We start from the raw sequence: 20,878 nt of genomic DNA, 5'->3' as shown, positions 1-20,878 counted from the left end.
TAACACCAGTCTGCTTAAAATACAGGCATGAAGAATACCAACTGGACTTTATATACGTGCTCGGGCGTGTGCGCGCTGATCATGCTCGACACCAACGTCGTGGCCGTCTCGCTGCCCTCGATCGCCCGCTCGCTCAACGCCAGCTTCGTCGACGTGGAATGGGTGGTCAGCGCCTACATGCTGGCGTTCGCCTCATTCCTGTTGCCGGCCGGTAGCATCGCCGACCGCCTGGGACGGCGCAAAGTGATGCTGTATGGCCTGGCCGTGTTCGCGCTGGCCTCCTTGCTGTGCGGCCTGGCGTGGACGCCGTTCGTGCTCAACGTGGCGCGCGCCGTCAAGGGACTCGGTGCCGCGCTGCTGCTGACGTCCGCGCTGGCCGTCATCGGCCACACGTTTCACGCGGAAAAGGAGAGGGCGCGCGCCTGGTCCGTGTGGGGCGCCGCCATGGGCGTGGCCATGACGGTGGCGCCACTGCTGGGCGGCCTCGTCACGAGCGCCGTCAACTGGCGCTGGATTTTCTACCTGAACCTGCCCGTCGTCGCCATCCTGATGTGGCTGGTAGGCAAGCACGTGGACGAGTCGAAGGATGCCTCGAACGCCAGCTTCGACCCGGCGGGCGCGCTGCTGTTTTCCGCCGGCCTGTTCTGCATCATCTGGGGCTTGATCGACGCCAGCGTGGCGGGCTGGTCCAGCCATGCCACCATGCTGCGCTTTGCGGCCGGTGCCGCGCTGCTGCTGGTCTTCGTGCTGGTGGAACGGCGCCAGCGCGCGCCCATGGTCGATTTATCCCTGTTTGGCCGGCGCGTGTTCGTCGGCGCCGTGCTGGGCATGTTCGGCTACGCCATCGCCGCGCAAGTGATGATGACTTTTTTACCGCTGTACCTGCAGAACGGCTTCGGCTTTTCCGCCGTGCTGGCCGGCTGCGCCATGCTGCCGTTCGCCGTCGCCATGGTGGTGCTGTCCCGGCTGGCGCCGCGCGCCATGCGGGTGCTGGACGACCGCGGCATATTGGTGACGGGCTTGCTGATCGTCGCCGTGGGCAACGTCGCCACGGCCCTGGCCGCCGCCAGCCTGCAGTACGGATGGGTGGCGGCCGGCATGGTCGTCACCGGCGCGGGGGCGGGATTGCTGAACGGCACGACGCAGAAGGCCATCCTCGCCTGCATCCCCCGCGAACGCACGGGCATGGGTTCCGGCATCAGCACCACCACGCGCTTCGTCGGCATCGTGCTGGCCGTCGGCGCGCTGGGGGCCGTGCTGGCCATGCGCACGGCCGCCTCGTTCGAGAAGCTGGCGTGGCTGCACGGCTTGAAGGCGTCGCCCGAGATGATCGGGCGCATCGTCGCCGGCAACGCGGCCGACGCCTTCGGCCAGCTGCCGCCCGCGCTGCAAGCCGTGGCGCTGGAAGCGGCGCGGCACGCCTTCATCGACGGCTTTGCCAGCGTGCTGTATCTGGCCGGCGGGCTGGCGGCCGTGGTGGCGGCGCTGGTGTTCGTGCTGGCGCGGCCGATGTTGCCTGCCGCACAGGCAGCGGGAAAAGTGTAACTGTTCAGCAATATGCGCGTGCCCTGCCCGCACTTGTAATATGATGCCATCGAGAAATACATGGCAATCATATAACTACCGCAGGGAAGTGCATGCGCAGAAAACGGATTATCTTCACCAGCGTGCTGGTGGCAGTCATCGGCGTGGCCGCCCCTCTGAGCCTGGCCTTCTATTTGTCGTCCGTGCGCGCCGAGCAGGGCGAGCAGGAACGCCTGCGGCTGCTGGCCGGCTATGCGCTCGAGCGTGCCCACCGGTCCATTGCGTCGGCCGGCGCCGCCCTGCGCAGCGCCGATGCGCTGGACCTGGCGCCGTGTTCGGAGGCGCATATCCAGCAGTTGCGCCGCATCACCATCACCACGCGCAGCATCGACGATATCGGCTATGTGGAAAACGGCTTGCTCAAATGCACGTCCACGGGCCTCGAAGAGACGCGCATCGCCGTCACGCCCGCCGATTTCACCTTGGCCAACGGCATGGGCATCGATTTCAACCTGCGCCCCGTCGTCAGCGGCGGCAAGCGCATGGTGGGGCTGTCCTACCGCGCCTACAAGGTGCTGATCGATCCCGTGCGCTTTTCCGACGTCATCGTCGACAGCGATATCCAGATGGCCGTGGCCATCGGCAGGGAAGGCGTGCTCGACACCTTGCACCATCCCGATCCGGCGCAGGTGCAAGCCTTGCTTGCCGGAAAACCCACGGCGGGCGACTTCACGCACGATGGCAGCATCCATGCGACGCTGTACCGCGATGGCTTGACGGCCGTCATGATCGAGCCGCGCAGCAAGCTCAACGACAGGCTGCGCCGCGAACAGCTGCTGCTCCTGCCGCTGGGACTGCTGATGGCCGCCTTTATCTTCGGCATCGTCGTGTGGCTGTCGCGCCGCCGGCTGTCCTTGCGCGGCGAACTGGAAACGGCGGTCGAGCGGCGCGAATTCTTTGTCCATTATCAGCCGATCATCGCGCTCGACACGGGCGTGTGCGTGGGTGCCGAGGCACTGATACGCTGGCGCCGTCCCGACGGCAGCATGATACGGCCCGACCTGTTCATCCCCGTGGCCGAGGAAAGCGACCTGATTCTGCCCATCACGGACCAGGTGATCGCCTGCGTCATCGCCGACATGCGCGCCGCGCTGCTGGCCGACCGCGAGCTGCACATCGCCATCAACCTGTGCGCCAGCGACATCGAGACGGGCAGGGTGCTCGACGTGCTCGAGCGTGCCCTGGCCGGCACGGGCATCGAGGCGCAGCAGATCTGGCTGGAAGCGACGGAGCGGGGCTTCATCAACGTGGAAGCGGCCCGCGCCACCATCGAAAAGGCCAGGGCGCGGGGCCATGCCGTGGCCATCGACGACTTCGGCACGGGATACTCCAGCCTGTCGAGCCTGCAAAACCTGCCGCTCGACGCCTTGAAAATCGACAAGTCCTTCGTCGACACCATCGGCACGGACGCGGCCACCAGCAGCGTCACGCCGCACATCATCGCCATGGCGCGCACCCTGAACATGCTGATCGTGGCCGAAGGCATCGAAACGCAGCAGCAAGCCGATTATCTGCTGGAACGCAAGGTCGAATTCGGCCAGGGCTGGCTGTTTGCCAAAGCGCTGCCGGCCTTGGACTTCCTCGCCTTTTACGCAAGCCGCCGCTTGCCATCGTCCATATGAAACAGCCACGCTTTCCCTATCCATTGCAGCCGCTGCGCGTGCCGGGCGGCTGGCACATCACCGTCAACACGCTGTTCGAGGTCGAGCCGGGCCCCGACACCATGCAATGGTTCAGCAGCGCGCTGCTGCTGTGGGGCAGCTGCCGCGACTCCGGTTACTGCTTCAACTCGCATTTCGAGCCGGAGGACGATCCCGCCGGTGAATTCGTGCTGGAGATGGGCAAGGTGGCATACGACCGCCACGGCAAGATCGTCCAGGGCAGCGACGCCTTCCTCGGTGAATTTCGCACGCGCAGCAAGGCGGCGTTCGTCGCCCGGGTCGAGCAATTCATGCAGGACCCGGCAGCCTGAGCGCTACGGCTTGCGCGGCAAGACCACGTCCTGCCCGCCTTGCGTGAGCACGGCGCCGGCGATCTTGCCCGCGGCATCGCGCGTAAACGCCAGGTCCGCCTCGATGGCGCGGAAGAAAAACGCGTCTTTCGCGCTGGCAAACAGGGCGGCCGAGCCGATGCCCGTGCCTGCCGCTTCCAGGCCATGCTTGCCCAGGGTCACCGTCAACGTGAAATCCTTGTCCAATGGATACTCGCCCACGTATTCGGCCAGCGCGGCGCGCGGCAGTTCGATGGCGGTTTTCGGCTTTTTCAGCGGCGGCAAGGGCGTGCCGGGCAGCAAGGCGGACAGGCCCAGCGCGTCGATATCGCGCGCCGTGTTCGTCAACACCACCACGCCCCGCTTGCCATCCGTCGTGAACGCCGCGTAGCTGGTGTAGCCGCCCGTCTGGCCGCTGTGCCAGGCGTAGCTTTGACTCTGCCGCTGCTCCAGCAGCCAGGCCAGGCCGATTTTCGTCTCGCTGCCGGGCGCCAGCGCCCGCTGCGGTTTGATTGTCAGCGCATACGGGCGCAGCGGCTTGAACATGTACGCTTGCAGGTAGGCAACCATGTCGCGCGCGCTCGAATACACGCCGCCGGCCGGCGCCACCACGTTCAAATCCCAGGCGGGTGTCGGCTCGCCCGACAGCAAATGGCCGGGCGCCAGGCGCGCCAGCATGCCGTGCGTGGGCGTGTTCGACGTCGAGCGCATGCCCAGCGGCACGGCGATGCGCTTTTGCAGCAGCGCTTCATAGCTGCTGCCGGCCTGTGCGGCCAGGGCCGTGCCCAGCACGGCATAGCCGATGTTCGAGTAGTCAAATTTGGTGCCAGGCGCGCGGGGCAGATGGTAGGCGGCGAGAAATTGCCGCTGCTTCGCTTCCGTGTAGTCCGCATACGGATTGGCCGGGTCCTTGGGCGTGAAATTGTCGGGCAGGCGCGGCAGCGAGGAATAATGCGTGGCCAGGTCGAGCAGGCTGATCGTTTTGCCGTCAAAGGCAGGCACCGTATAGCCGGGCAAGAATGCTGCCACGGGCGCGTCCAGCGTCACCTTGCCCTCGACGACGGCGTCGGCCAGCAGCAAGGCCGTCATGGTCTTGGTGACGGAACCGATCTGGTAGACGGTGTCGGCGCCCGGTTTGATGTTCTTGCCTGCATGCGCGCTGCCAAAACCGTAGACGGCGCTGTCCTTGCCGTCGATCACGGCGATGACGATGCTCGGGTGCATGCCCGTGCGCGTGAGTTCCTCGGCGCGCTGGCGCACGGCGTCATCGAGGACGGGCGCGGCCAGCGCGGCGCCGCCGAGCAGGCAAAGGGGGAGAAGGGCGAAAGTGGGTGTCATGGGTAACCTTGTCCAGGGTGGGCTGTATGCACGCCGGCACCTGGATAAGATGGCTGGCATGCCCTGGAAAGCATACGGCCCCAACATGAAGCTTGCCTGAGTTTTATGCCATTATTAATGAAAAATCAAGGCTTGCGCCTGGCCGGCATGGCCTGGCCATTCTGGTGCAGGACGAGTCCGGTGATGGCGCCCTGGGCATCGCGCTCAAACACCAGTTGCGCCTCGACCACCTTGTAAAAGAAGGTGTCCTTCGCGCTGGCGTACACGGGCGCTTCAGGCTGGCCCGTGGCACCCACCAGCAAGCCGTCCGGACCCTGGCGCACGCTGAGGACAAAGGTAGGCAGCAGCACATACTGGCCCGCATATTGCGCCAGTTCCGCAGGGGCGATGGCGATTTCCTTGGTCGCCGGTCCATTTGTCGGCGGCAGGCTGCCGGGCCGCAAGGTGCCCATGCCCAGGGCGTCCACTTCGCGCCCCGTGTTGCTCAGTACCACCACGCCCCGCTTGCCGTCCAGGGTGTAGCCGGCAAAGCTGGCATAGCCGCCCGTCTGCCCGTTATGCCAGGCGAGAGGCTGGCCCTTGACCCGGTCGAGCATCCACGCCAGGCCGATCTTTTTCACGCCGTCGCCATCGCCTTCGCCGGCCAGCGCCAGGCGCGGCTGCACGGCCAGCTGCTGCGCCGGGCTGGCGCCCTGCATGTACGATTGCACGTAGGCAATCATGTCGCGCGCGCTGGAGCGCACGGCGCCAGCCCCCGCGATGGCCTGGAAATCCCAGTTCGCGGCCGGCTTGCCATCGGCCAGGTGGCCCGGCGCCAGGCGCGCGCGCAGAGCGGGCGTGGTCAGCGTGGTGCTGGAAGCCATGCCCAGCGGACGGAACAGGCGGGCTTGCAGCAGTTCCTCATACGACATGTTTGCCTGCGTGGCCAGGGCCGTGCCCAGCAAGCCATAGGCCAGGTTCGAGTATTCGTACACGGCGCCGGGCGCGCGCGCCAGGGTATGGCCGGCCAGGAAGGTGCGCAGCTGCGCCTCGCCATAGTCGGCGTAGGGATTGCGCTTGTCCGCCGGCGCCAGGTTGGCGGGCAGGCGCGGCAGGCCGGAAAAGTGCGTGGCCAGCTGGCCCAGCGTGATTTTCTGATCGGCAAAGGCCGGGATGGCGTAGGCGGGCAGCAGCTCGGCCACCGGCTGCTCCAGCCTGGCCTTGCCCGCCACGACGGCGTCCGCCAGCAGCAGGCCCGTCATGGTTTTCGTGATGGAGCCGATTTCATACACGGTGTCGGCATCGGGCACGCCCGCGTCACCGGGCCGGGCGCGGCCGAAGCCGTAGACGGCACTGTCCTTGCCGTCGATCACGGCGATGACCAGGCTCGCATGTTTGCCGTCGCGCACCAATGCTTCCGCCCGCTCCCGCACGGCGGTATCGAGGGCGGGCGCGGCCAGGGCGGCGCCAGACAGGGACAGGATGGGCAACAGCAGGGGGCGCAAGCGTGGGGGCATCGTCGGTTCCGTCAGGAAAGTGATTGATGGGAATACAGCATAGCAGCTTCGTCGGCAAGATGGCTGTTTTGGCAAGATGGTGCGGCGATCATGGACGCCAGTTGCGCGCGCATGTCGGCGGCCATGCCGAGCAGCAATTCGCCGCGCCGGCGCGCATCGGCCCGTTTCTTCGACGGCACATCGGCCAGATCCGGCACCCGGTAGGGGGCGCAGGGCAAGTGATAATTGCCGTCACGCATGCGCAAGGCATGCAATTCCTGCCACGCCAGGTCGTAATCGGCGGCGATATGGCGCCGGCGGCGCGCATTCAGGGCGATGCGGTTGTCGTTGCTGATCAAAAACAAGTTGGTGCAGGCGAAAAAATCGCCAAAATCGCGCAAAGCCGTCACCATCAGGTTTTTCGGACGGCAACCGTGCAGCGCCCGAGTGGCGTCCTTGATGGCCAGCTTGCCCGCCTCCGAGCGCAAGCCTTGCAGCGCGCCCAGCTGCAAGGAGACGCCATCGGCGCGCGGCAGGAACAGAAAGCTGGCCAGGTACAGGGGCAGGCCGTCGCGCGTCAAGCGCAGGCACAGTTCGCCTTCGCGGTAGCTGTCGTGGATGGCCGTCAGCTGCAGACGGTATTGCGCCCCATCCTTGCCGTCGAACGCGGCCAGCACCACGGCTTCGCGCGCGGCACGCTCGACCAGCGCACGCGCGCCCGCTTGCCACAGGAAGCGGTAATGTCCCTCCAGCAAGGCCAGGCGATCCGCGCAACCGAGCCGGCGCGAGGCGTACGGACGGTAGATCTTGAAGCGCAGGCAGGGATGCAGCTGCGCCAGCGAGCTCAAGCCCGGCATGCTGCCCAGGAAGGCGTGCCAGCGCGTGCGCTGGCGGGGAAAGAAGAGGGCACCCAGGGCCGCTTTCAGGCGGTGGCTGCTGGCGGAGGGTGGTGGTACGGCGGGTGGCACGGCGGCACCGTGGCGCAGGGTCAAAGCGATGTCATTCATGATTCTGCCGGAAAATGGCAGGCGCTGCACAATGAGAGCCTTGCCAATATGAATGCTACGCGGGGCAGGTGAATTTCATATTAAGAAGCTGTTTCCATGCAAATTTAGAGGATGGCAACTAAACGTTTGCCCTCCGGCAATATGGGCGGTTATGCTCGCCGCACCTGAACTCGATGAACGACGCCTTTCATGAAGCACAGCCATTTGCTTGCGATCGAACGCAGCGCCGAAGGCCAGTTTGCCGCCGATCGCGAGACCATCGTGGCGCAGATGCGGGACATGGCAACCAAGGGCAAGCCGCCGCATCAGTTGCCGCTGGTAACGGACGCGCACGATGGCGTGGAAGTGCTAGGATTGAATAACGCCGGTATCGCGCAAACGTCGGGCATGCTGCACGCCGCCAGCGGAACGGTCGCCACCGCCTACATACTGAGCCAGCCTGCCGATCCGCGCGACTTTGCGACGGATGCGCAATACCAGGCGCTGCGCAACCAATTGATTGCCTCGCTTGCCCGCTGCATGGCCGACCCTGCGCGGTAAGGCAAGCGCACAGGAAGGAGACGTGAGCCATGAAAAAAGCAGCAGCAAGCACGCCGCCCGCCGAGGAAGCGGCAAGCACCGAATCGGCCGCCCGCCAGATCGACGCGAAAATCGCCTCCCTGGCGGACTGGCGCGGCAAAACCCTGGCCACGGTGCGCGCACTGATCCGCCAGGCGGACCCGGATGTGGTGGAAGAAGTCAAATGGCGCGGCGTGCCCGTCTGGTCGCATGCGGGTATGATTTGCACGGGTGAAACCTATCAACTGGCCGTCAAGCTCACCTTTGCCAAGGGCGCCGCCTTGCCCGATCCGGCGCACCTGTTCAATGCCAGCCTGGACGGCAACACGCGCCGGGCCATCGATCTCCACGAAGGCGAGCATCTCGATGCCGCGGCGTTCAAGGCGTTGATACGCGCCGCCGTGGCCGCGAATACGGCGCCAAAACCAAAACGGACGACGACTTGAGACATTATCTGTACATCTGGCACGACCCGGCCGAGCGCATGCTGGTCGCTTCCGGCATCGAATTCAAGGATGTGATTCCCGCGCTCCTGGACGCGGACGGCATCGTGCTGCGCACGGGCGGCGCCGGGACGCCCAGGAAAGGTGCCGGCTACCAAACTTTGGCGCGGCAGCAATTGCCAGCGCTGGCGCATGAGGACAGCCATGCCTGGGGCAGCCACGCCTGGGCCGATTGGCAGGGCGCGCCGCCGGCTTCCGTGGATGCAGACGTGGCCACGATGCTTGACCACCGGGGCGCGCTCAGGCCGCCTGCCGCCTTGCGCGGCCGCTTTCTCGCCTTTGCCCACGACGACGGCTGGTATCTGAAGCTGTTGTATGCGGCGTGGGGCGATGTGGCGGCTCTGCTCGCGGGCGCCATCCCGCCAGCGCTGGGCGCGCTCGACCTGGATGCCCTGCGCCAGGGGAACGATGGCTACTGGCTGCAAAACGGCGTACTCGACCTTGAACTGAGCACCCACGACATCGACAGCGTGTTGAATCGCCGCCTGTAGCCCATGAAAACACCGCAAGAAAAGAAACACCTCAGTTACGCCAAAGACCGCCGCAATACTTATGGGGAAAACAGTAAATCCTCGCGCAAGGCTATCCACGGCGCCAAGGCACGGGCGAATCGCAAGGAAAGACATACGCAAGAGCAACTATTGGCAGCCACGCTGAAAGCGGACGACGCCGAACAGTTGGCAGCGGTCGAGCACCGCGTGCGTGCTACGCCGCCCAGGCGATGGCGAAAATTTCCCGATACGGCGCTCGGCCTGGTGCTGGCGCGCCGCAGACCTGCTTGACACGGCCGGCACGGTTGGGCTTCGGCGGCGTCCAGACGTAGAGAAATGGCGGACAGCGCGGCTTTGGCTCAACGGCAGCCCGGGTGATCGAACAGTTCCCAAGTCAACAAAGACTTGTCGATAGCCTGGACACGGGCGAACGGCCGTGAGACTGGGCGCACCACATCGCGCCCTGCGAGGGGCTTTGCCAGATAGTCATGCGGACGGGCAAGCGCATGCAGTTACTACTTACCGGCTATCGCTTGCTGACGCCATGTTGGCAGCTTCAGACATCGCGCTTCGCCTTGCCATCCATGAGCAGGGCCAGCCTGGCCGCCATGCCCGCATTGTCGCGCAGCAAGCCATCGCGTTCCTGCGCCAATGATGCCATTTTTTGCTGCGACGCCTGGGTATGCTCCGCCAGCATGTCGAGCTGCCTGTCCTGCGCGGCCAGCGCCACCTTGGCGTCGTTCAGCGCCAGCAGGGCCGTGTCCAGCTTGGCCAGCAGGGCGTCGGCCGAGGCGGCCGCCTGCAAGTATTGAAATTCAAACTGGTCGCGCTCGGGACGCACGGTGGCCAGGGCGGCGCGGTCGGCGGCCGCTTCATCGGCCAGGCGCGCATGTTCGGCCTGCAGCTGCGCCAAACGCATGTCTTGCTGCACCAAGGTCGCCTGCTGGCCTTGCACGCGCTGCTGCAGCTGCGCGTTGTCCTGCTCCAGACGGCTGATCCGTTGCTGCGCCTGCGCCCGTTCCTCGCTGCGCTGGATCGCGGCCGCTTCCTGGTAATGGTCGAACTGCGAGCGCACCTGCGCCAGCTGGCGGTTCAGGGCCGCGATTTCCTCGCCGCGGTCGGCCAGGCGCTGCGTCAGGCCCGCGTTATCGCTGTGCAAGGTAGCCAGGGTGACGGCGCGAAAATGGTGTTCTTCCTTCAGTTGCGCCAGCGCATGCTGGGTGGCGCGCAATTCCTGGGTGAGGGCGGCGCGCGCCTCCGTCAGTTTCAACCGTTCGTTTTCCGTCTTCTTCAGTTTTTCCAGCGCCGCATCGAGCTCGGCGCGGTTCTGCCGCATGCCCGTTTCCAGCTGCTGCGCGACATCGCGCTGCTGTTTGTCATAGACGCCGCGCATCGCTTCCATCAGTTCGGCCGGCAAGCCCGCCTCCGTTTTGACGGCGCCCGCGCCTTGGAACTCTTCTTTCCATCGCTTGAGCAGGGGCGCGATGGTGCTCTTGCTGCCCGTGCTGCCCAGCGCTTCGCGCACGCTGTCAACCGTGGGATTGCGCCCATCGGCCGCGACGATTTGGGCTGCTTTCATAACATCAGAGTACAGAATACCGGTGCGGGCCATAAAACCACCTATGAACGAAATTTAGTAACGTATTACATGATACGTAATATCGCATAATATTACGATATAAATTTTCATTGTTTTTAAAAAATATAAGTCACGATAAGATTGCTTATCGCGTGTTATAGGGGTGTTTGGCATGCTATTCTGTGTGTCTCCCAGTACAAAACCGTGATTTCGCCGCCGCCATGCCCGATTTGCCCCTCCCGAAACGCCGTGTTGGCGCGCCCAAAAGCGCCTCCATCGCTGCTGTGCCGTTACGCGGCGCCCTGGTCGATGCCGAGCTGGCCACGCGCCACCAAGCGTTTCTCGCCGCCGCCACGTCCGACAACACGCGCCGCGCCTACCGTTCCGCCATTCGCCACTTCCAGGCCTGGGGCGGGGCGCTGCCTGCCGACGAGTCCACCGTCATCCGCTACCTGATGGCGTATGCGGACAGCCTGAACGCGCGCACCCTGGCCCTGCGGCTGACGGCCCTGTCGCAATGGCATGTGTATCAGGGCTTTGCCGACCCTGCGTCCACGCCCACCGTGCGCAAGACCCTGGCCGGCATCGCCCGCCTGCACGGCAAGCCGAAAAAGAAGGCGAGGGCGCTGCCCCTGGAAGACATGGAACTGATCGTCGCCAGGCTGGCTGCCCTGGGCACAACGAAAGCCTTGCGCGACAGCGCCTTGCTGCAACTGGGCTTTTTTGGCGGATTCCGCCGCAGCGAACTGGTGGGTTTAAAGCTGGAAGACGTGCGCTGGGAGCCGCAAGGCCTGGTGATCACCTTGCCCCGCTCGAAAACGGATCAACTGGGGGAGGGCATCGTCAAGGCGATCCCGTTCGGCGACGGCGTCTGCTGCCCGGCCACGGCCCTGCGCGCCTGGCTGGGCGTGGCGGGCATCGCCAGCGGTCCGCTCTTGCGCACCGTCAACCAGTGGGGCCATGTGGGAGGAAAGGGATTGCACGCGAGCAGCATCAACACGATATTGGAAGGCTGCGCCCGGCTGGCCGGGCTCGATTACGTGCCGGAACTATCGAGCCACAGCCTGCGCCGCGGCATGGCCACCAGCGCCCACCGGGCCGGCGCCGATTTCCAGGCCATCAAGCGCCAGGGCGGCTGGCGCCACGACGGCACCGTGCATGGGTATATAGAGGAGGCGGGGCGCTTCGAGGAAAATGCGGCCGGGAGTTTGTTGAAGGGGAAGAGGAAGCCGGTGGGGTGAGGGTGCCCGGCAAGACCTTGCGGCGCGCCTTCAGCAGGCAATGGAAGGCCTGATGATAATCATGGGTGCTGCTGCTTGTAGAGAAGCCAGGTGAATACTGCCATGATCAGCAGAGAGAATAGGGCGCTGATGAACAGTATGCGTTGTGCGCGGGGCTGTCCAATCACGATCCCCAAGAGTCCAGCCCATGCGATTGGCAAGATCGCATAGATGACGACTGACACGATTTTTAGCAGTTTGGAGCATGATTCGCGACACACGTTGGTCTTTGCAACGACCTCAACCGCATGAGGCACCATATCGAAGGCGATGCCAACCAGGAACCCGAGGACAATAAAGACGATCTTTTTGGCCAGCATTTGACCTCAAAGAAAAGGATTCATTTCGAACTCCGAAGGCGAGACCTGGGCGACAGAAGCCATTTCAAACTCCATACTTGTTGTGAACAGTGGATTTAAGCTCAGCCTGCGGCAAGCCTCCTCGCCGCCAAAATTCAAAAAAATACTCCAGTGTTTCGGCAGGGGCGCCAATATCCATGGGATGCAAGACGCAGATAGCAGTTCTTATTTTTAAAACATCTGGCTCGTCCGATTGATCGCGTCCTTCGATTGCCCGCCAGAGGCGTACACGCTCAGCAATGACTTCCTCAGCCGTCACCGCACCGGTGATGTACCGATTCGCCACAGCGGCGACTGACTTAGCAGCCTCAGGCAATTGTGAGGTCACCCTTTCTATCGCCTCAATCATGAATCGCTGCGCTAACAATTGCTCTGCAGGGTCATTCAAGTCCACCGCAGATGCAATAGCATCAAATAGTCTCTTATTCAACATTTGCATTAAGTTTCAGTGATGGTTCGATGCCCACATCGGGGCCTCTTCGATAGTGGCGAGGTTTGAAAAGTGGCGCGTCAGATCATTATTTGAACCCCGAACGCTATTCTCGTCACGGCATTTCCCGAGCGCCACCCGGCGGCCTGCCGATGACGCGCTTAAAGGCACGACTGAACGCGGCTTGAGATGTATAGCCAAGGCGTCGGGCAACGACGTCGATGGACACTTTTTCGTGCGTAAGCAATTGTCTGGCAAGACGCATCCGCAGTTCCGTGGCATACCGCAGGGGCGGCATTCCGATGGTGGTTTGAAAGCGTCGTGCGAAGACAGAGCGAGAGACATGGGACTCCGCAGCCAACTGTGCAACTGTCCATTCCCGTCCAGGCTGGCGGTGCAGCGCCAATATGGCAAGGGCGAGGCGCGGATCACGCAATGCGGCAAGGAGGCCGGAGGCGTTTTCACAACCGCATTCAATCCAGCCGCGCACGATCATTGCTGCCGCAACCTCTGCCAGTCGAGCCAGAATGCCTGCAAAGCCAATACGACCGGCGCAGATTTCACGCTTCATTGAATCAAGCACAGGCAGTAAGCCAGGATAGCCTTGCGCTTGCGTGTCGGCCACCATGACGGTTGGCATCAACTTACCGACCCCCTGCATCCCGCCGAGATCGAATTCCATGCAGCCGTAAAAAATAACGGCACTGGGCACGGAGGCCGTACTGGGACATGTGTCTACTCCGCTAACGGCTTCACCCAGGGGCGCGGCATCGAATTTTTCAATGTCCTGAAATGCAATGCCCGCATCCGACAGCAGCTGGTGCCTCCTGCCGTGCGGCATGAACGCGGCGCTACCGGCGGACAGCTTATGCAACTCGCCATCATCCGTGCATATGTAGGCTGTGCCAACAGCCACAAAGTGGAAGTAGGCGTGGCCTGGCTTGTCTTCAAAGCCCATGCCGAAAGTGGGACCGGTCTGAATGCGCCGGTACTGGACGCCACGCAGGCGCATACCCATCAACAGTTCACTGACGAGACTAGAGGACAGGAAAACTGGATTCTTCTTGGTCATTTCAGGAGTTTCGATCAAAACATCAAGACTTGTCATCATAGATCATCCTGGACTTTAGCTCTAGACTTTCGACTCTGATCGTTTTAGGAATTTTAGAGATGAACAATGATGTTTTGAGTAACGGGCAAACGCCCGACGCGAGCGATGCCTCTGTTGTAGAGCCAGCGGCGGCGGCATGGATGGCAGTGTTTTCACTGGCCATGGGAGTTTTCGGCCTCCTGACGGCGGAGTATCTGCCAGCCAGCCTATTGACCCCGATGGCCTTCGATCTTGGTGTATCGGAGGCGCTAGCTGGTCAGGCAGTGACGGTGACGGCCGTCGTGGCCATGTTCGCCGGACTTTCGGTGCCGCGCCTGACGCGTAATTTTGACCGACGTGTCGTCCTGTTGGCTTTCACAGTGCTGATGATCGCGTCGAACTTGCTGGTGGCGTTATCGTCAAGCCTGACAGTTCTGTTGGTGATGCGCATACTGCTGGGCGTCGCGTTGGGAGGCTTTTGGAGCATGGCGGCAGCCGTGGCTATGCGACTGGTGCCAGCAAGGTCAGTGCCGCGAGCGCTATCCATCATATTCAGCGGTATCGCCATCGGGACGGTTGTTTCCGTACCGCTGGGCAGCTACTTAGGGGGGATATATGGCTGGCGCAGTGCATTTATAGCCGCCGCAGCTGTCGGAGGGCTAACACTTTTGTTTCAATTGTTCACACTGCCCCGTATGGCGCCGCGCACGATGACGCGCACCACGTCGGTACTGGGATTGCTGCGTCGCCCGGGGATTGGGATCGGGATGTTGGGCTGTGTCCTTGCCCATACGGGGCAATACGCATTGTTCACCTATATTCGCCCCGCTCTTGAAAGTGTTGCCCATATTGATGTAAACAGTCTGTCTCTGATGCTCCTGGGTTTTGGTGTCGCCAACTTCATTGGCACGCTGCTGGCCGGCTGGCTCATGGAGCGTAGCCTGCGTGCCACTTTAGTGCTCATGCCTGCGCTGGTGGGCCTCGCGGCATTCGGCATGATCTTGCTGCCAGTCCAGGGAACCAGCCTGATGTTTTTGGTGGCTCTGTGGGGGCTGGCGTTCGGCGGCGTACCTGTCGCCTGGTCCAACTGGGTGGCTCGTGCTGTCCCGGATCAGGCGGAGACGGCTGGCGGCATGGTTGTCGCTGCGGTGCAATCTTCCATCGCTGCCGGCGCTGCATTGGGTGGCATGATGTTCGGGTTTGGTGGCGTCACAGGCGTTTTCATTATTGCTGGCGTTGTGATGCTGTTTGCTGCTCTCCTCATCGCTTTGAAAGTTCAAGTCGAATCGCCGCAGGACGGCGCGACGGGAGCCCCAGTGCTGCACATTTGACTTTTTGGCTCACTTCAGGATGCTTGTATGACGAAGAAGATGGAAAGCCTTTAAACGATAGCTGACTTTCCATTATTGGGTAAGCTGACATCTCGAACCGAGTTGTCTCAACGCGTCAGCAAATGAGGAACATATGCCTGGCCAATCCCTGATTGAACTGCGCCGCTGGTCGAATTCGGGTATCGAGCACTTGCCAGGCTTCTTCGATGTTGCCAATATGGATCATGCGGCGGCTTGCTCCCGGGGACGGATGATCATGCAGGTGGCCGTCGCGTGCGCATACACCTTGCCGGCTTCGTCACGGATCGTGCCTTCGGAAATGACCAGGTTGCGTCCCGCATTGATGACTTTGCCTTCGGCGTAGACCGTCACGTTGAAGGGCAGGGGGCGGCACATCTTGATGTTCAGGTCCGTCGTGCCGTAGCTTTCGCCAGCCGGCAAGACCGTGTGCGTGGCGCAGCCCGTGACCGTGTCGAGCACGGTGGCCGCGAAACCGCCGTGCACGCCGCCCATGGGATTCGTGTGGTTTTCATTCGCCGTGGCCGTGAAGACGACCCTGCCATGCTCGATCGTGTGGGCATCCATTGGCATGGTTTTGGAAATGCCGGGGCGGGGAAACAGGCCTTGCGCGAACGCTTGCATCAGTTGCAAGCCGGTCATGTCGTTGGGGTGCATGGTAACTCCTGTGAGGGGTGATGGATGGGTTAAATGTCTTGCTGGAAACGCAGACGCGAGGCGTGCAGCAGGAAGCGGGCGACAACGGCCAGCTCTTCCTCGCTGAAACCGGCTTTCAGTTGTTCATTCAGGCTATCGAGCAGGGGCAGGGCGGCGGCCAGCACCTCGCCACCTTTGGGCGACATGTGCAGGGTGCCGGCGCGCGCGTCGAGCGCCGACTGGCCGCGCACGATCAGGCCATTTTCTTCCATGCGCGCCACCAGGCCCGTGACGGCCGAGTTTTTCAGCTGCAGCGCCCGTCCCAGATCCTTCAATTGGCAGCCTTCCTCGCCCTTCAGGGCAAACAGGGCGACCACTTGCGTGCCGGAAAATCCCAGTTCGCTGGTGAACACGGCATCGGCCGAGCGAAACAGGTTCTGTCGCGCCAGATTGAGCAGATTGAACAGGCGCGGCGAACGCTCGCCCAGCGGGCAGGCTGCGGCATCGGGTACGTCTGGGGTGGGGGCGGCATTGGTACGCATACGGAGCATACTACTACGTATGCGTAATAAATCAAGCGTCCATTTTCAGTCGCATTGGTGGCGCCCGATGTAGCGGGCGCGTGGGCGGATCAGCACCGCGCTGCCGGCCTGCTCGGCGGCATGCGCGATCCAGCCGGCCGAGCGGGCCAGGGCAAACACGCGCATGCCCGCGCCCTCGGGCCAGCCGAACGCCAGTTCCATGGCCGCCAGCGCCAGATCGGCATTCGGTTTTACTTCGAGCAAGTCGCCCGCCGTGGCGCACGCGGCCAAAATGGCGCCCAGCTGCGGGTAGCCGTGCGACAGCGTAGCCAAACGGCCAAGCAGATACGCGGCGCGCGGGTCGCCATGCGGATACAGCGGGTGGCCGAAACCGGCGAATGCCGGCGCGATGGCCGCGTAGTACTTGCCGATGGCTGCCCTGGCATCCCTGGCATCCGGCGCGGCCAGCGCCTGCGTCAGCATGCGTCTGGCCGCCGCGCTGCCGCCGCCGTGCTTGTCTCCGGACAAGGCCGCCAATCCCGCACCCAGCGCGGCGGGCAGGCTGGCGCCCGTCGAAGCGATGCAGCGCACGGCAAAGGTCGACGCATTCAATTCATGGTCGGCCAAGAGCACCAGCGCCGCGCGCAGCAGTTCGGTTTGCTCCGCATCGGCATGCCACGCCCGGGCCAGCTGCCGGTGCAGCGGCAAGGCGGATGGCGCCGTTTGCAGCAGGGCGGCGGCGAGGATGCGCATCAGCGCGGGGCCGGATTGCAGCGCGTGCGCAGTGTCCGCTGTCGCCAGCATGGCCATGGCCAGCATGGCGCGCACCAGCGGCGCCGCATCGGGCGCGCCGGCCAGTCCTGGCGGCAGGATGGGCGCGTCTTGCCGGAAATAGTCACTCGCACCATCGTCCCACAGCAGGCCGGCGGCAGCTTCCAGCGTGGCGTGTTGGGCCAGCGCCGTCGCATCATGGCCCCGGTACAGCAGCCGGCCGTCGAGAATGTGGGAAATGCGCGTCTCCAGCACGGGCACGCCCCAGTGCATGGCGGCCACGGCCGTCTGGCCACCGCGCTTGGCGTCGTTCCTGCGCGCCGCCAGGCGCAGCACGTCTTCCTGCGGATAGCGCTTGCGGCGCGATTCTCCATTGCTGACGGAAGCGAGCAAGCCCCGGCTCACATAGGAATACAGGGTGGGCAGGCTGACGCCCAAGAGGCGCGCCGCGTCAGGAGCGGACAGATCGTTGTTCATGGCGACCATTGTAGCGTTTGTCACTTTATATTGATTGATGGAATCAAGATTGACGGCCCGGGTGGCGCGTCACTAGACTGATGCCTTTCCCGGAGTATCCATGAGCACATTTACCATTCGCACCCTGCGTCCGGACGACGCCGCCCCGTTACTGGCATTCGAGCAAGCCAACCGGGCCTGGTTCGAGCGCCATATCGACCGGCGCCCGGACACTTTTTACAGCGTTGACGGCATCCACGCGCACGTCGCGCAATTCCTGGAAGAACACGCACAGGGCCGCATGCACCCCTGCGTCATCCTCGATAAAGACGGGGAATTGATCGGGCGCGCCAACCTCAAGGATATCGACGGGCAAGCGCAAACGGCCGAAGTCGGCTACCGCATCGGCGAGGGGCACGCGGGCAAGGGCCTGGCCACGGCCGCACTGCACCACCTGATCGCCCTGGCGCAAGACGAGTGGCGGCTGGCCAGCTTGTCTGCCTACGCCATCGACGGCAATGCAGCATCGATCCGCGTGCTGGAACGCTGCGGTTTCGTGCAGGGAATGGCCGTATCCGATATTGCCATCGTGGCGGGCAACGTTGTCGATGGCCATGCCTATGCGCTGGATTTGCGCTCGGCTGGGGTAGACTCTGTCCTATGATTAATATGCAAAGTTGCCAGATATGAATCAGGAAGCATCAAAACGCATCGTCGTCATCGGCGCCGGCATCGTCGGCGCGTCGCTCGCCTACCACCTGGCCAGCAAGGGTGCGCAAGTCACCGTGGTCGAGGCGGGCGGCATCGCTTCCGGCGTGACGGGCACCTCGTTTGCCTGGATCAACGCGTCGTGCGCGGGGATGGACCCCATCGCAGCCCTGCGCGGCGGCGCCATCGGCGCCTGGCGCCGGCTGGAAACGCAGGTGCGGGGCTTACAAGTGCGCTGGGACGGCGCCTTGTCGTATGGCACGCAGGATGGGCGCTTGTCGCCAGAGTCCGTAGTCATAGACCGCTCGCGCATCGCCCAGCTTGAACCAGGTTTGCGGCGGCCGCCGGAACAAGCACTGCACGAGCCGGAGCAGGGCGCCCTTGACGCCGTTGCCGCGACGCACGCCTTGCTGGCAGCGGCCCAGGCGCTGGATGCGACAGTCCGCACGCAGACGCCCGTGCAGGGTTTTGCCGTCCGGGACGGGAAGGTGACAGGCGTGGAAACGGCCACGGGCCTCATCGAGGCTGATTTGGTCGTGCTGGCGGCAGGCACGGGCACGGCCAAACTGGCCGCGCAGCTGGGAGTTGACTTGCCGATTCACGCCTCGCCCGCCATCTTCCTGCGCTACCAGGCGCCGCCCGGCCTCGTGCGCGGCATCATTTCCAGCCATGCCATGGAAGTGCGCCAAGCCGAGGACGGCACCATGCTGGCGGCGGAAGATTACCTGGACGACACGCCGGAAAACCAGCCCGCCGCGATGGCGCAGCGCACGGCCAGCGCGATCCGCAATGAACTGGAAGGCGCCGAGGCCATCGTGCCAGAGTTCGCCTGCATCGGCCTGCGCCCCATGCCCTTTGACGGCGTGCCCGTCATCGGCTATTTGCCAAATATCGAAGGCGTGTACGTCTGCGCCATGCATCCGGGCGTGGTGCTGGCGGCCATCGTTGGGCAGCAGGCCAGCGGGGAAATCGTCGATGGCCAGCCGGCGGCAGCCCTGGAAGCTTGCCGGCCGGCGCGTTTTCTGGTGCGCTGATTCCTAGGGCACAGGCGTCACGAACACGGGCAGGTAGGACGGCGCCGGCTCCTGCTCATCGCCTTCCTCCGACGGGGCCTGCATAACATCCTCGTTGCGCCAGTCCCCGTTCACCACCCGGTCGGCGATCAAGGTCAGATCCTGCGTTTCGCGCAGCTCGCAGCGAAACGGCAGCCGCCCATGCGAGCGCGACACCAGGCTAAAGCGCAACTGGCGGCACTGCGCATCGTGCCAGCAATACAACAGCATGTCTTCGCCTGTGAGTGCGCCGCGGCGCGCCGCGATCACCTCACCGATGAACTCGACGATATCGGCCGCATGAATCTGCGGCGTTTCCTCGTCCGTGGGCGAAAAGCTCCACATATTGGTCATCGCTTCGTGATTGATGTCGTCGGGATCAATCTCGACGGTATCGTCTCTGGCCATGGCGAGCCAGTTGCTGAGCACCGTTGATAGTGTCATGTCAATCTTTCTATTTTCGTGCGTGCAAGCGGCTAACCGGCCACGCGGTGACGGCGTAGCCATTCATCGGCAACATCGCCCATGGTTTTCACGGCGCCGTCGCGTATCCAGGCCATGAAATCGCGCTGGAACGTAAATTGCGGTCCGCATTGGGCGAGCAGGAAGCGCCTGACGTTCTGCGTATTCCTGTAGTGCGCATCAACGACAGTGTGGCGGGAAATAATGCCGCCGTGCCAATCGAATTCCATGCTGTATTCCCTTTGCTGTATTCCCTTTGCTGTATTCCCTTTGCTGTATTCCCTTGGATGGCCGGAGCGTGCCATTCTAGATCATGTGCAACAGTTCGACTGTCCAGTTGCTCACCCCCTCGGCCCATCCGCCAGCAACTCCGCCAGCCTCGTCGTCAGCCACAAACTCGTCTCGCTCAGTTTCTTGCCATGAATCGACAGCCGCCGCACCGGCAGCCTGGATAAAGCCAGGGCAGGGCAGGGCACTTCCTGCAGATAGCCCTTGTAATTGTCGTAATTGGCGATATTCAGCGGCAGAATCGCCCAGCCCAGCTCGTCCGCGACCATTTCCGAGATGCTGTAGAAACTGTCGGAAAACCAGACGGCGGGGCTGAAGGCGTGTTCGCGGTTCAGTTCTGAATCCATGATCAGCTGGCGGTAGCGGGTCAGCTCGTTGCGGCTCACTTCCTGGCCGTGCGCCATGGCATGGCCTTTGGCCACGAACACGCCTTGCGCCACGCTGCCGATGTGCTGCTGCTCCAGCACGGGAGAAATCGGGCCGCGGTCGAAGTGGAAGGCCACGTCGGCTTGCTGCTGCTCCACGTATTGCGCCACCTCGGACGCCGTGGCGTTGAGCATCACCAGTTCCAGCGCCGGGTAGCGCGCCGCCAATTCCTTGACCAGGGTGCCGATGGCCAGGTAGGGCAGGGCTTCGTCCAGCGCCAGGGTCAGCTGGGCTTCGGGCGCGGCGCTCAAGAGCTGGGCGCGCAGCTGCAGGCGCTCGGCCTGGCGCAGCAGTTCGCACGCTTCCAGGTGCATCACCTTGCCCGCTTCCGTCAGCACGGCGCTGCGGCGCGAACGGTCGAACAGTTCCACGCCGAATTCCGCCTCCAGCAAGCCGATCGAGGTGCTGACCACCGATTGCGCGCGGCCCAGCCGGCGCGCCGCGCCCGAGAAAGAGCCGGCCGCAACGGCCGCTTCAAAGTAACGCATTTGTTCCAAAGTCCAGTGCATGGCATCAACCTATCTG

The 20,878-nt window shown here is 63.5% G+C and carries 24 protein-coding genes; 11 read left to right on the top strand and 13 right to left on the bottom strand.

Translation table 11 applies throughout. The features are described from left to right. Positions 1 to 27 precede the first annotated feature (27 nt). The 3 genes from ACQ4W4_RS10290 to ACQ4W4_RS10280 all read left to right on the top strand — a co-directional run bounded on the left by ACQ4W4_RS10290 (position 28) and on the right by ACQ4W4_RS10280 (position 3,556). A complete protein-coding gene (locus ACQ4W4_RS10290; protein ID WP_436541904.1) occupies positions 28 to 1,545 on the top strand; it encodes an MFS transporter in 1,518 nt (505 codons plus the stop codon). Between the two features lie 92 nt (positions 1,546 to 1,637). Continuing rightward, entirely contained in the window at positions 1,638 to 3,206 is a 1,569-nt protein-coding gene (locus tag ACQ4W4_RS10285) for an EAL domain-containing protein (RefSeq protein ID WP_436541903.1), read from the top strand. After that, the gene (locus tag ACQ4W4_RS10280) at positions 3,203 to 3,556 is read left to right on the top strand and encodes a hypothetical protein (protein WP_436541902.1); all 354 of its coding nucleotides are present in this window, start codon (positions 3,203 to 3,205) and stop codon (positions 3,554 to 3,556) included. Before ACQ4W4_RS10285 ends, ACQ4W4_RS10280 begins: the two co-directional genes overlap by 4 nt. A gap of 3 nt (positions 3,557 to 3,559) precedes the next feature. Here ACQ4W4_RS10280 and ACQ4W4_RS10275 read toward each other — a convergent pair whose 3' ends face one another. The 3 genes from ACQ4W4_RS10275 to ACQ4W4_RS10265 form a co-directional block, all read right to left on the bottom strand. Continuing rightward, positions 3,560 to 4,912, bottom strand: a complete 1,353-nt coding sequence (locus ACQ4W4_RS10275; RefSeq protein ID WP_436541901.1) for a serine hydrolase domain-containing protein — start codon at positions 4,910 to 4,912, stop codon at positions 3,560 to 3,562. Between the two features lie 125 nt (positions 4,913 to 5,037). Beyond that, positions 5,038 to 6,408, bottom strand: a complete 1,371-nt coding sequence (locus ACQ4W4_RS10270) for a serine hydrolase (protein WP_436541900.1) — start codon at positions 6,406 to 6,408, stop codon at positions 5,038 to 5,040. An 11-nt stretch (positions 6,409 to 6,419) separates the two neighbouring features. Further along, positions 6,420 to 7,394, bottom strand: coding sequence for a VirK/YbjX family protein (locus ACQ4W4_RS10265; protein WP_436541899.1), 975 nt, complete (start codon positions 7,392 to 7,394; stop codon positions 6,420 to 6,422). A 189-nt stretch (positions 7,395 to 7,583) separates the two neighbouring features. On the opposite strand from ACQ4W4_RS10265, the gene ACQ4W4_RS10260 reads away from it, so the two are divergent. The 4 genes from ACQ4W4_RS10260 to ACQ4W4_RS10245 are packed head-to-tail and all read left to right on the top strand — an operon-like array spanning position 7,584 to position 9,237. Further along, on the top strand, positions 7,584 to 7,934 hold the full coding sequence (locus ACQ4W4_RS10260; RefSeq protein ID WP_436541898.1) for a hypothetical protein: 351 nt from the start codon (positions 7,584 to 7,586) through the stop codon (positions 7,932 to 7,934). Between the two features lie 29 nt (positions 7,935 to 7,963). Continuing rightward, positions 7,964 to 8,398, top strand: coding sequence for a DUF1801 domain-containing protein (locus ACQ4W4_RS10255; protein WP_436541897.1), 435 nt, complete (start codon positions 7,964 to 7,966; stop codon positions 8,396 to 8,398). After that, positions 8,395 to 8,946, top strand: coding sequence for a hypothetical protein (locus ACQ4W4_RS10250; protein WP_436541896.1), 552 nt, complete (start codon positions 8,395 to 8,397; stop codon positions 8,944 to 8,946). The genes ACQ4W4_RS10255 and ACQ4W4_RS10250 overlap by 4 nt, the downstream gene beginning before the upstream one ends. Positions 8,947 to 8,949: 3 nt before the next feature. Continuing rightward, positions 8,950 to 9,237 carry a hypothetical protein gene (locus tag ACQ4W4_RS10245; protein ID WP_436541895.1) on the top strand — a complete coding sequence of 96 codons (288 nt, stop codon included), beginning with the start codon at positions 8,950 to 8,952 and terminating at the stop codon, positions 9,235 to 9,237. A gap of 265 nt (positions 9,238 to 9,502) precedes the next feature. Here the strand turns inward: ACQ4W4_RS10245 and ACQ4W4_RS10240 are convergent, their stop codons facing one another. Beyond that, positions 9,503 to 10,525 carry a DNA-binding protein gene (locus tag ACQ4W4_RS10240; protein WP_436541894.1) on the bottom strand — a complete coding sequence of 341 codons (1,023 nt, stop codon included), beginning with the start codon at positions 10,523 to 10,525 and terminating at the stop codon, positions 9,503 to 9,505. 221 nt (positions 10,526 to 10,746) lie between these two features. Here ACQ4W4_RS10240 and ACQ4W4_RS10235 point away from each other — a divergent pair, with 221 nt between their 5' ends. Next, positions 10,747 to 11,766, top strand: a complete 1,020-nt coding sequence (locus ACQ4W4_RS10235; RefSeq protein WP_436541893.1) for a site-specific integrase — start codon at positions 10,747 to 10,749, stop codon at positions 11,764 to 11,766. Positions 11,767 to 11,825: 59 nt separating this feature from the next. Here ACQ4W4_RS10235 and ACQ4W4_RS10230 read toward each other — a convergent pair whose 3' ends face one another. From ACQ4W4_RS10230 to ACQ4W4_RS10220, 3 genes are all read right to left on the bottom strand, one after another. Next, positions 11,826 to 12,125 carry a hypothetical protein gene (locus tag ACQ4W4_RS10230; RefSeq protein WP_436541892.1) on the bottom strand — a complete coding sequence of 100 codons (300 nt, stop codon included), beginning with the start codon at positions 12,123 to 12,125 and terminating at the stop codon, positions 11,826 to 11,828. A 64-nt stretch (positions 12,126 to 12,189) separates the two neighbouring features. Further along, a complete protein-coding gene (locus tag ACQ4W4_RS10225; RefSeq protein ID WP_436541891.1) occupies positions 12,190 to 12,603 on the bottom strand; it encodes a hypothetical protein in 414 nt (137 codons plus the stop codon). A 106-nt stretch (positions 12,604 to 12,709) separates the two neighbouring features. Then, on the bottom strand, positions 12,710 to 13,702 hold the full coding sequence (locus ACQ4W4_RS10220) for a cupin domain-containing protein (protein WP_436542023.1): 993 nt from the start codon (positions 13,700 to 13,702) through the stop codon (positions 12,710 to 12,712). Positions 13,703 to 13,764: 62 nt separating this feature from the next. Between ACQ4W4_RS10220 and ACQ4W4_RS10215 the strand changes: the two genes are divergently transcribed. After that, positions 13,765 to 15,015 (top strand): MFS transporter, encoded by a 1,251-nt coding sequence (locus ACQ4W4_RS10215; RefSeq protein WP_436541890.1) that lies wholly within the window; start codon positions 13,765 to 13,767, stop codon positions 15,013 to 15,015. Between the two features lie 222 nt (positions 15,016 to 15,237). On the opposite strand, the gene ACQ4W4_RS10210 is transcribed toward ACQ4W4_RS10215, so the two are convergent. The 3 genes from ACQ4W4_RS10210 to ACQ4W4_RS10200 are packed head-to-tail and all read right to left on the bottom strand — an operon-like array spanning position 15,238 to position 17,438. After that, positions 15,238 to 15,690, bottom strand: coding sequence for a PaaI family thioesterase (locus tag ACQ4W4_RS10210; protein WP_436541889.1), 453 nt, complete (start codon positions 15,688 to 15,690; stop codon positions 15,238 to 15,240). A gap of 29 nt (positions 15,691 to 15,719) precedes the next feature. Then, complete coding sequence (locus ACQ4W4_RS10205) at positions 15,720 to 16,211, bottom strand: MarR family winged helix-turn-helix transcriptional regulator (RefSeq protein ID WP_436541888.1); 492 nt, start codon at positions 16,209 to 16,211, stop codon at positions 15,720 to 15,722. Between the two features lie 45 nt (positions 16,212 to 16,256). Next, positions 16,257 to 17,438 carry a citrate synthase gene (locus ACQ4W4_RS10200; protein WP_436541887.1) on the bottom strand — a complete coding sequence of 394 codons (1,182 nt, stop codon included), beginning with the start codon at positions 17,436 to 17,438 and terminating at the stop codon, positions 16,257 to 16,259. A 100-nt stretch (positions 17,439 to 17,538) separates the two neighbouring features. Between ACQ4W4_RS10200 and ACQ4W4_RS10195 the strand changes: the two genes are divergently transcribed. Both ACQ4W4_RS10195 and ACQ4W4_RS10190 read left to right on the top strand, forming a co-directional pair. Continuing rightward, a complete protein-coding gene (locus ACQ4W4_RS10195; RefSeq protein WP_436541886.1) occupies positions 17,539 to 18,081 on the top strand; it encodes a GNAT family N-acetyltransferase in 543 nt (180 codons plus the stop codon). Between the two features lie 22 nt (positions 18,082 to 18,103). Beyond that, on the top strand, positions 18,104 to 19,159 hold the full coding sequence (locus ACQ4W4_RS10190) for an NAD(P)/FAD-dependent oxidoreductase (protein ID WP_436541885.1): 1,056 nt from the start codon (positions 18,104 to 18,106) through the stop codon (positions 19,157 to 19,159). Between the two features lie 3 nt (positions 19,160 to 19,162). Here the strand turns inward: ACQ4W4_RS10190 and ACQ4W4_RS10185 are convergent, their stop codons facing one another. From ACQ4W4_RS10185 to ACQ4W4_RS10175, 3 genes are read right to left on the bottom strand one after another with little or no spacing between them, the layout of a single operon-like run. After that, entirely contained in the window at positions 19,163 to 19,621 is a 459-nt protein-coding gene (locus ACQ4W4_RS10185) for a hypothetical protein (RefSeq protein ID WP_436541884.1), read from the bottom strand. Positions 19,622 to 19,653: 32 nt separating this feature from the next. Continuing rightward, complete coding sequence (locus ACQ4W4_RS10180) at positions 19,654 to 19,944, bottom strand: DUF6434 domain-containing protein (RefSeq protein WP_436541883.1); 291 nt, start codon at positions 19,942 to 19,944, stop codon at positions 19,654 to 19,656. 36 nt (positions 19,945 to 19,980) lie between these two features. Continuing rightward, a complete protein-coding gene (locus ACQ4W4_RS10175; RefSeq protein ID WP_436541882.1) occupies positions 19,981 to 20,862 on the bottom strand; it encodes a LysR family transcriptional regulator in 882 nt (293 codons plus the stop codon). Positions 20,863 to 20,878: the final 16 nt, after the last annotated feature.

The organism is Janthinobacterium glycogeni (assembly GCF_051380725.1).
Classification (GTDB): Bacteria; Pseudomonadota; Gammaproteobacteria; order Burkholderiales; family Burkholderiaceae_D; genus Janthinobacterium.
Note: the sequence above shows the minus strand (reverse complement) of the source record. Positions and strands in the feature narration are given on the sequence as shown.

Excerpts from the sequence above, each read along its gene's own strand:
- ACQ4W4_RS10290 (WP_436541904.1), top strand. The coding sequence starts at position 28 with ATGAAGAATACCAACTGGACTTTATATACGTGCTCGGGCGTGTGCGCG.
- ACQ4W4_RS10285 (WP_436541903.1), top strand. The coding sequence starts at position 1,638 with ATGCGCAGAAAACGGATTATCTTCACCAGCGTGCTGGTGGCAGTCATC.
- ACQ4W4_RS10280 (WP_436541902.1), top strand. The coding sequence starts at position 3,203 with ATGAAACAGCCACGCTTTCCCTATCCATTGCAGCCGCTGCGCGTGCCG.
- ACQ4W4_RS10275 (WP_436541901.1), bottom strand. The coding sequence starts at position 4,912 with ATGACACCCACTTTCGCCCTTCTCCCCCTTTGCCTGCTCGGCGGCGCC.
- ACQ4W4_RS10270 (WP_436541900.1), bottom strand. The coding sequence starts at position 6,408 with ATGCCCCCACGCTTGCGCCCCCTGCTGTTGCCCATCCTGTCCCTGTCT.
- ACQ4W4_RS10265 (WP_436541899.1), bottom strand. The coding sequence starts at position 7,394 with ATGAATGACATCGCTTTGACCCTGCGCCACGGTGCCGCCGTGCCACCC.
- ACQ4W4_RS10260 (WP_436541898.1), top strand. The coding sequence starts at position 7,584 with ATGAAGCACAGCCATTTGCTTGCGATCGAACGCAGCGCCGAAGGCCAG.
- ACQ4W4_RS10255 (WP_436541897.1), top strand. The coding sequence starts at position 7,964 with ATGAAAAAAGCAGCAGCAAGCACGCCGCCCGCCGAGGAAGCGGCAAGC.
- ACQ4W4_RS10245 (WP_436541895.1), top strand. The coding sequence starts at position 8,950 with ATGAAAACACCGCAAGAAAAGAAACACCTCAGTTACGCCAAAGACCGC.
- ACQ4W4_RS10240 (WP_436541894.1), bottom strand. The coding sequence starts at position 10,525 with ATGAAAGCAGCCCAAATCGTCGCGGCCGATGGGCGCAATCCCACGGTT.
- ACQ4W4_RS10235 (WP_436541893.1), top strand. The coding sequence starts at position 10,747 with ATGCCCGATTTGCCCCTCCCGAAACGCCGTGTTGGCGCGCCCAAAAGC.
- ACQ4W4_RS10230 (WP_436541892.1), bottom strand. The coding sequence starts at position 12,125 with ATGCTGGCCAAAAAGATCGTCTTTATTGTCCTCGGGTTCCTGGTTGGC.
- ACQ4W4_RS10225 (WP_436541891.1), bottom strand. The coding sequence starts at position 12,603 with ATGCAAATGTTGAATAAGAGACTATTTGATGCTATTGCATCTGCGGTG.
- ACQ4W4_RS10220 (WP_436542023.1), bottom strand. The coding sequence starts at position 13,702 with ATGACAAGTCTTGATGTTTTGATCGAAACTCCTGAAATGACCAAGAAG.
- ACQ4W4_RS10215 (WP_436541890.1), top strand. The coding sequence starts at position 13,765 with ATGAACAATGATGTTTTGAGTAACGGGCAAACGCCCGACGCGAGCGAT.
- ACQ4W4_RS10210 (WP_436541889.1), bottom strand. The coding sequence starts at position 15,690 with ATGCACCCCAACGACATGACCGGCTTGCAACTGATGCAAGCGTTCGCG.
- ACQ4W4_RS10205 (WP_436541888.1), bottom strand. The coding sequence starts at position 16,211 with ATGCGTACCAATGCCGCCCCCACCCCAGACGTACCCGATGCCGCAGCC.
- ACQ4W4_RS10200 (WP_436541887.1), bottom strand. The coding sequence starts at position 17,438 with ATGAACAACGATCTGTCCGCTCCTGACGCGGCGCGCCTCTTGGGCGTC.
- ACQ4W4_RS10195 (WP_436541886.1), top strand. The coding sequence starts at position 17,539 with ATGAGCACATTTACCATTCGCACCCTGCGTCCGGACGACGCCGCCCCG.
- ACQ4W4_RS10190 (WP_436541885.1), top strand. The coding sequence starts at position 18,104 with ATGAATCAGGAAGCATCAAAACGCATCGTCGTCATCGGCGCCGGCATC.
- ACQ4W4_RS10185 (WP_436541884.1), bottom strand. The coding sequence starts at position 19,621 with ATGACACTATCAACGGTGCTCAGCAACTGGCTCGCCATGGCCAGAGAC.
- ACQ4W4_RS10180 (WP_436541883.1), bottom strand. The coding sequence starts at position 19,944 with ATGGCACGCTCCGGCCATCCAAGGGAATACAGCAAAGGGAATACAGCA.
- ACQ4W4_RS10175 (WP_436541882.1), bottom strand. The coding sequence starts at position 20,862 with ATGCACTGGACTTTGGAACAAATGCGTTACTTTGAAGCGGCCGTTGCG.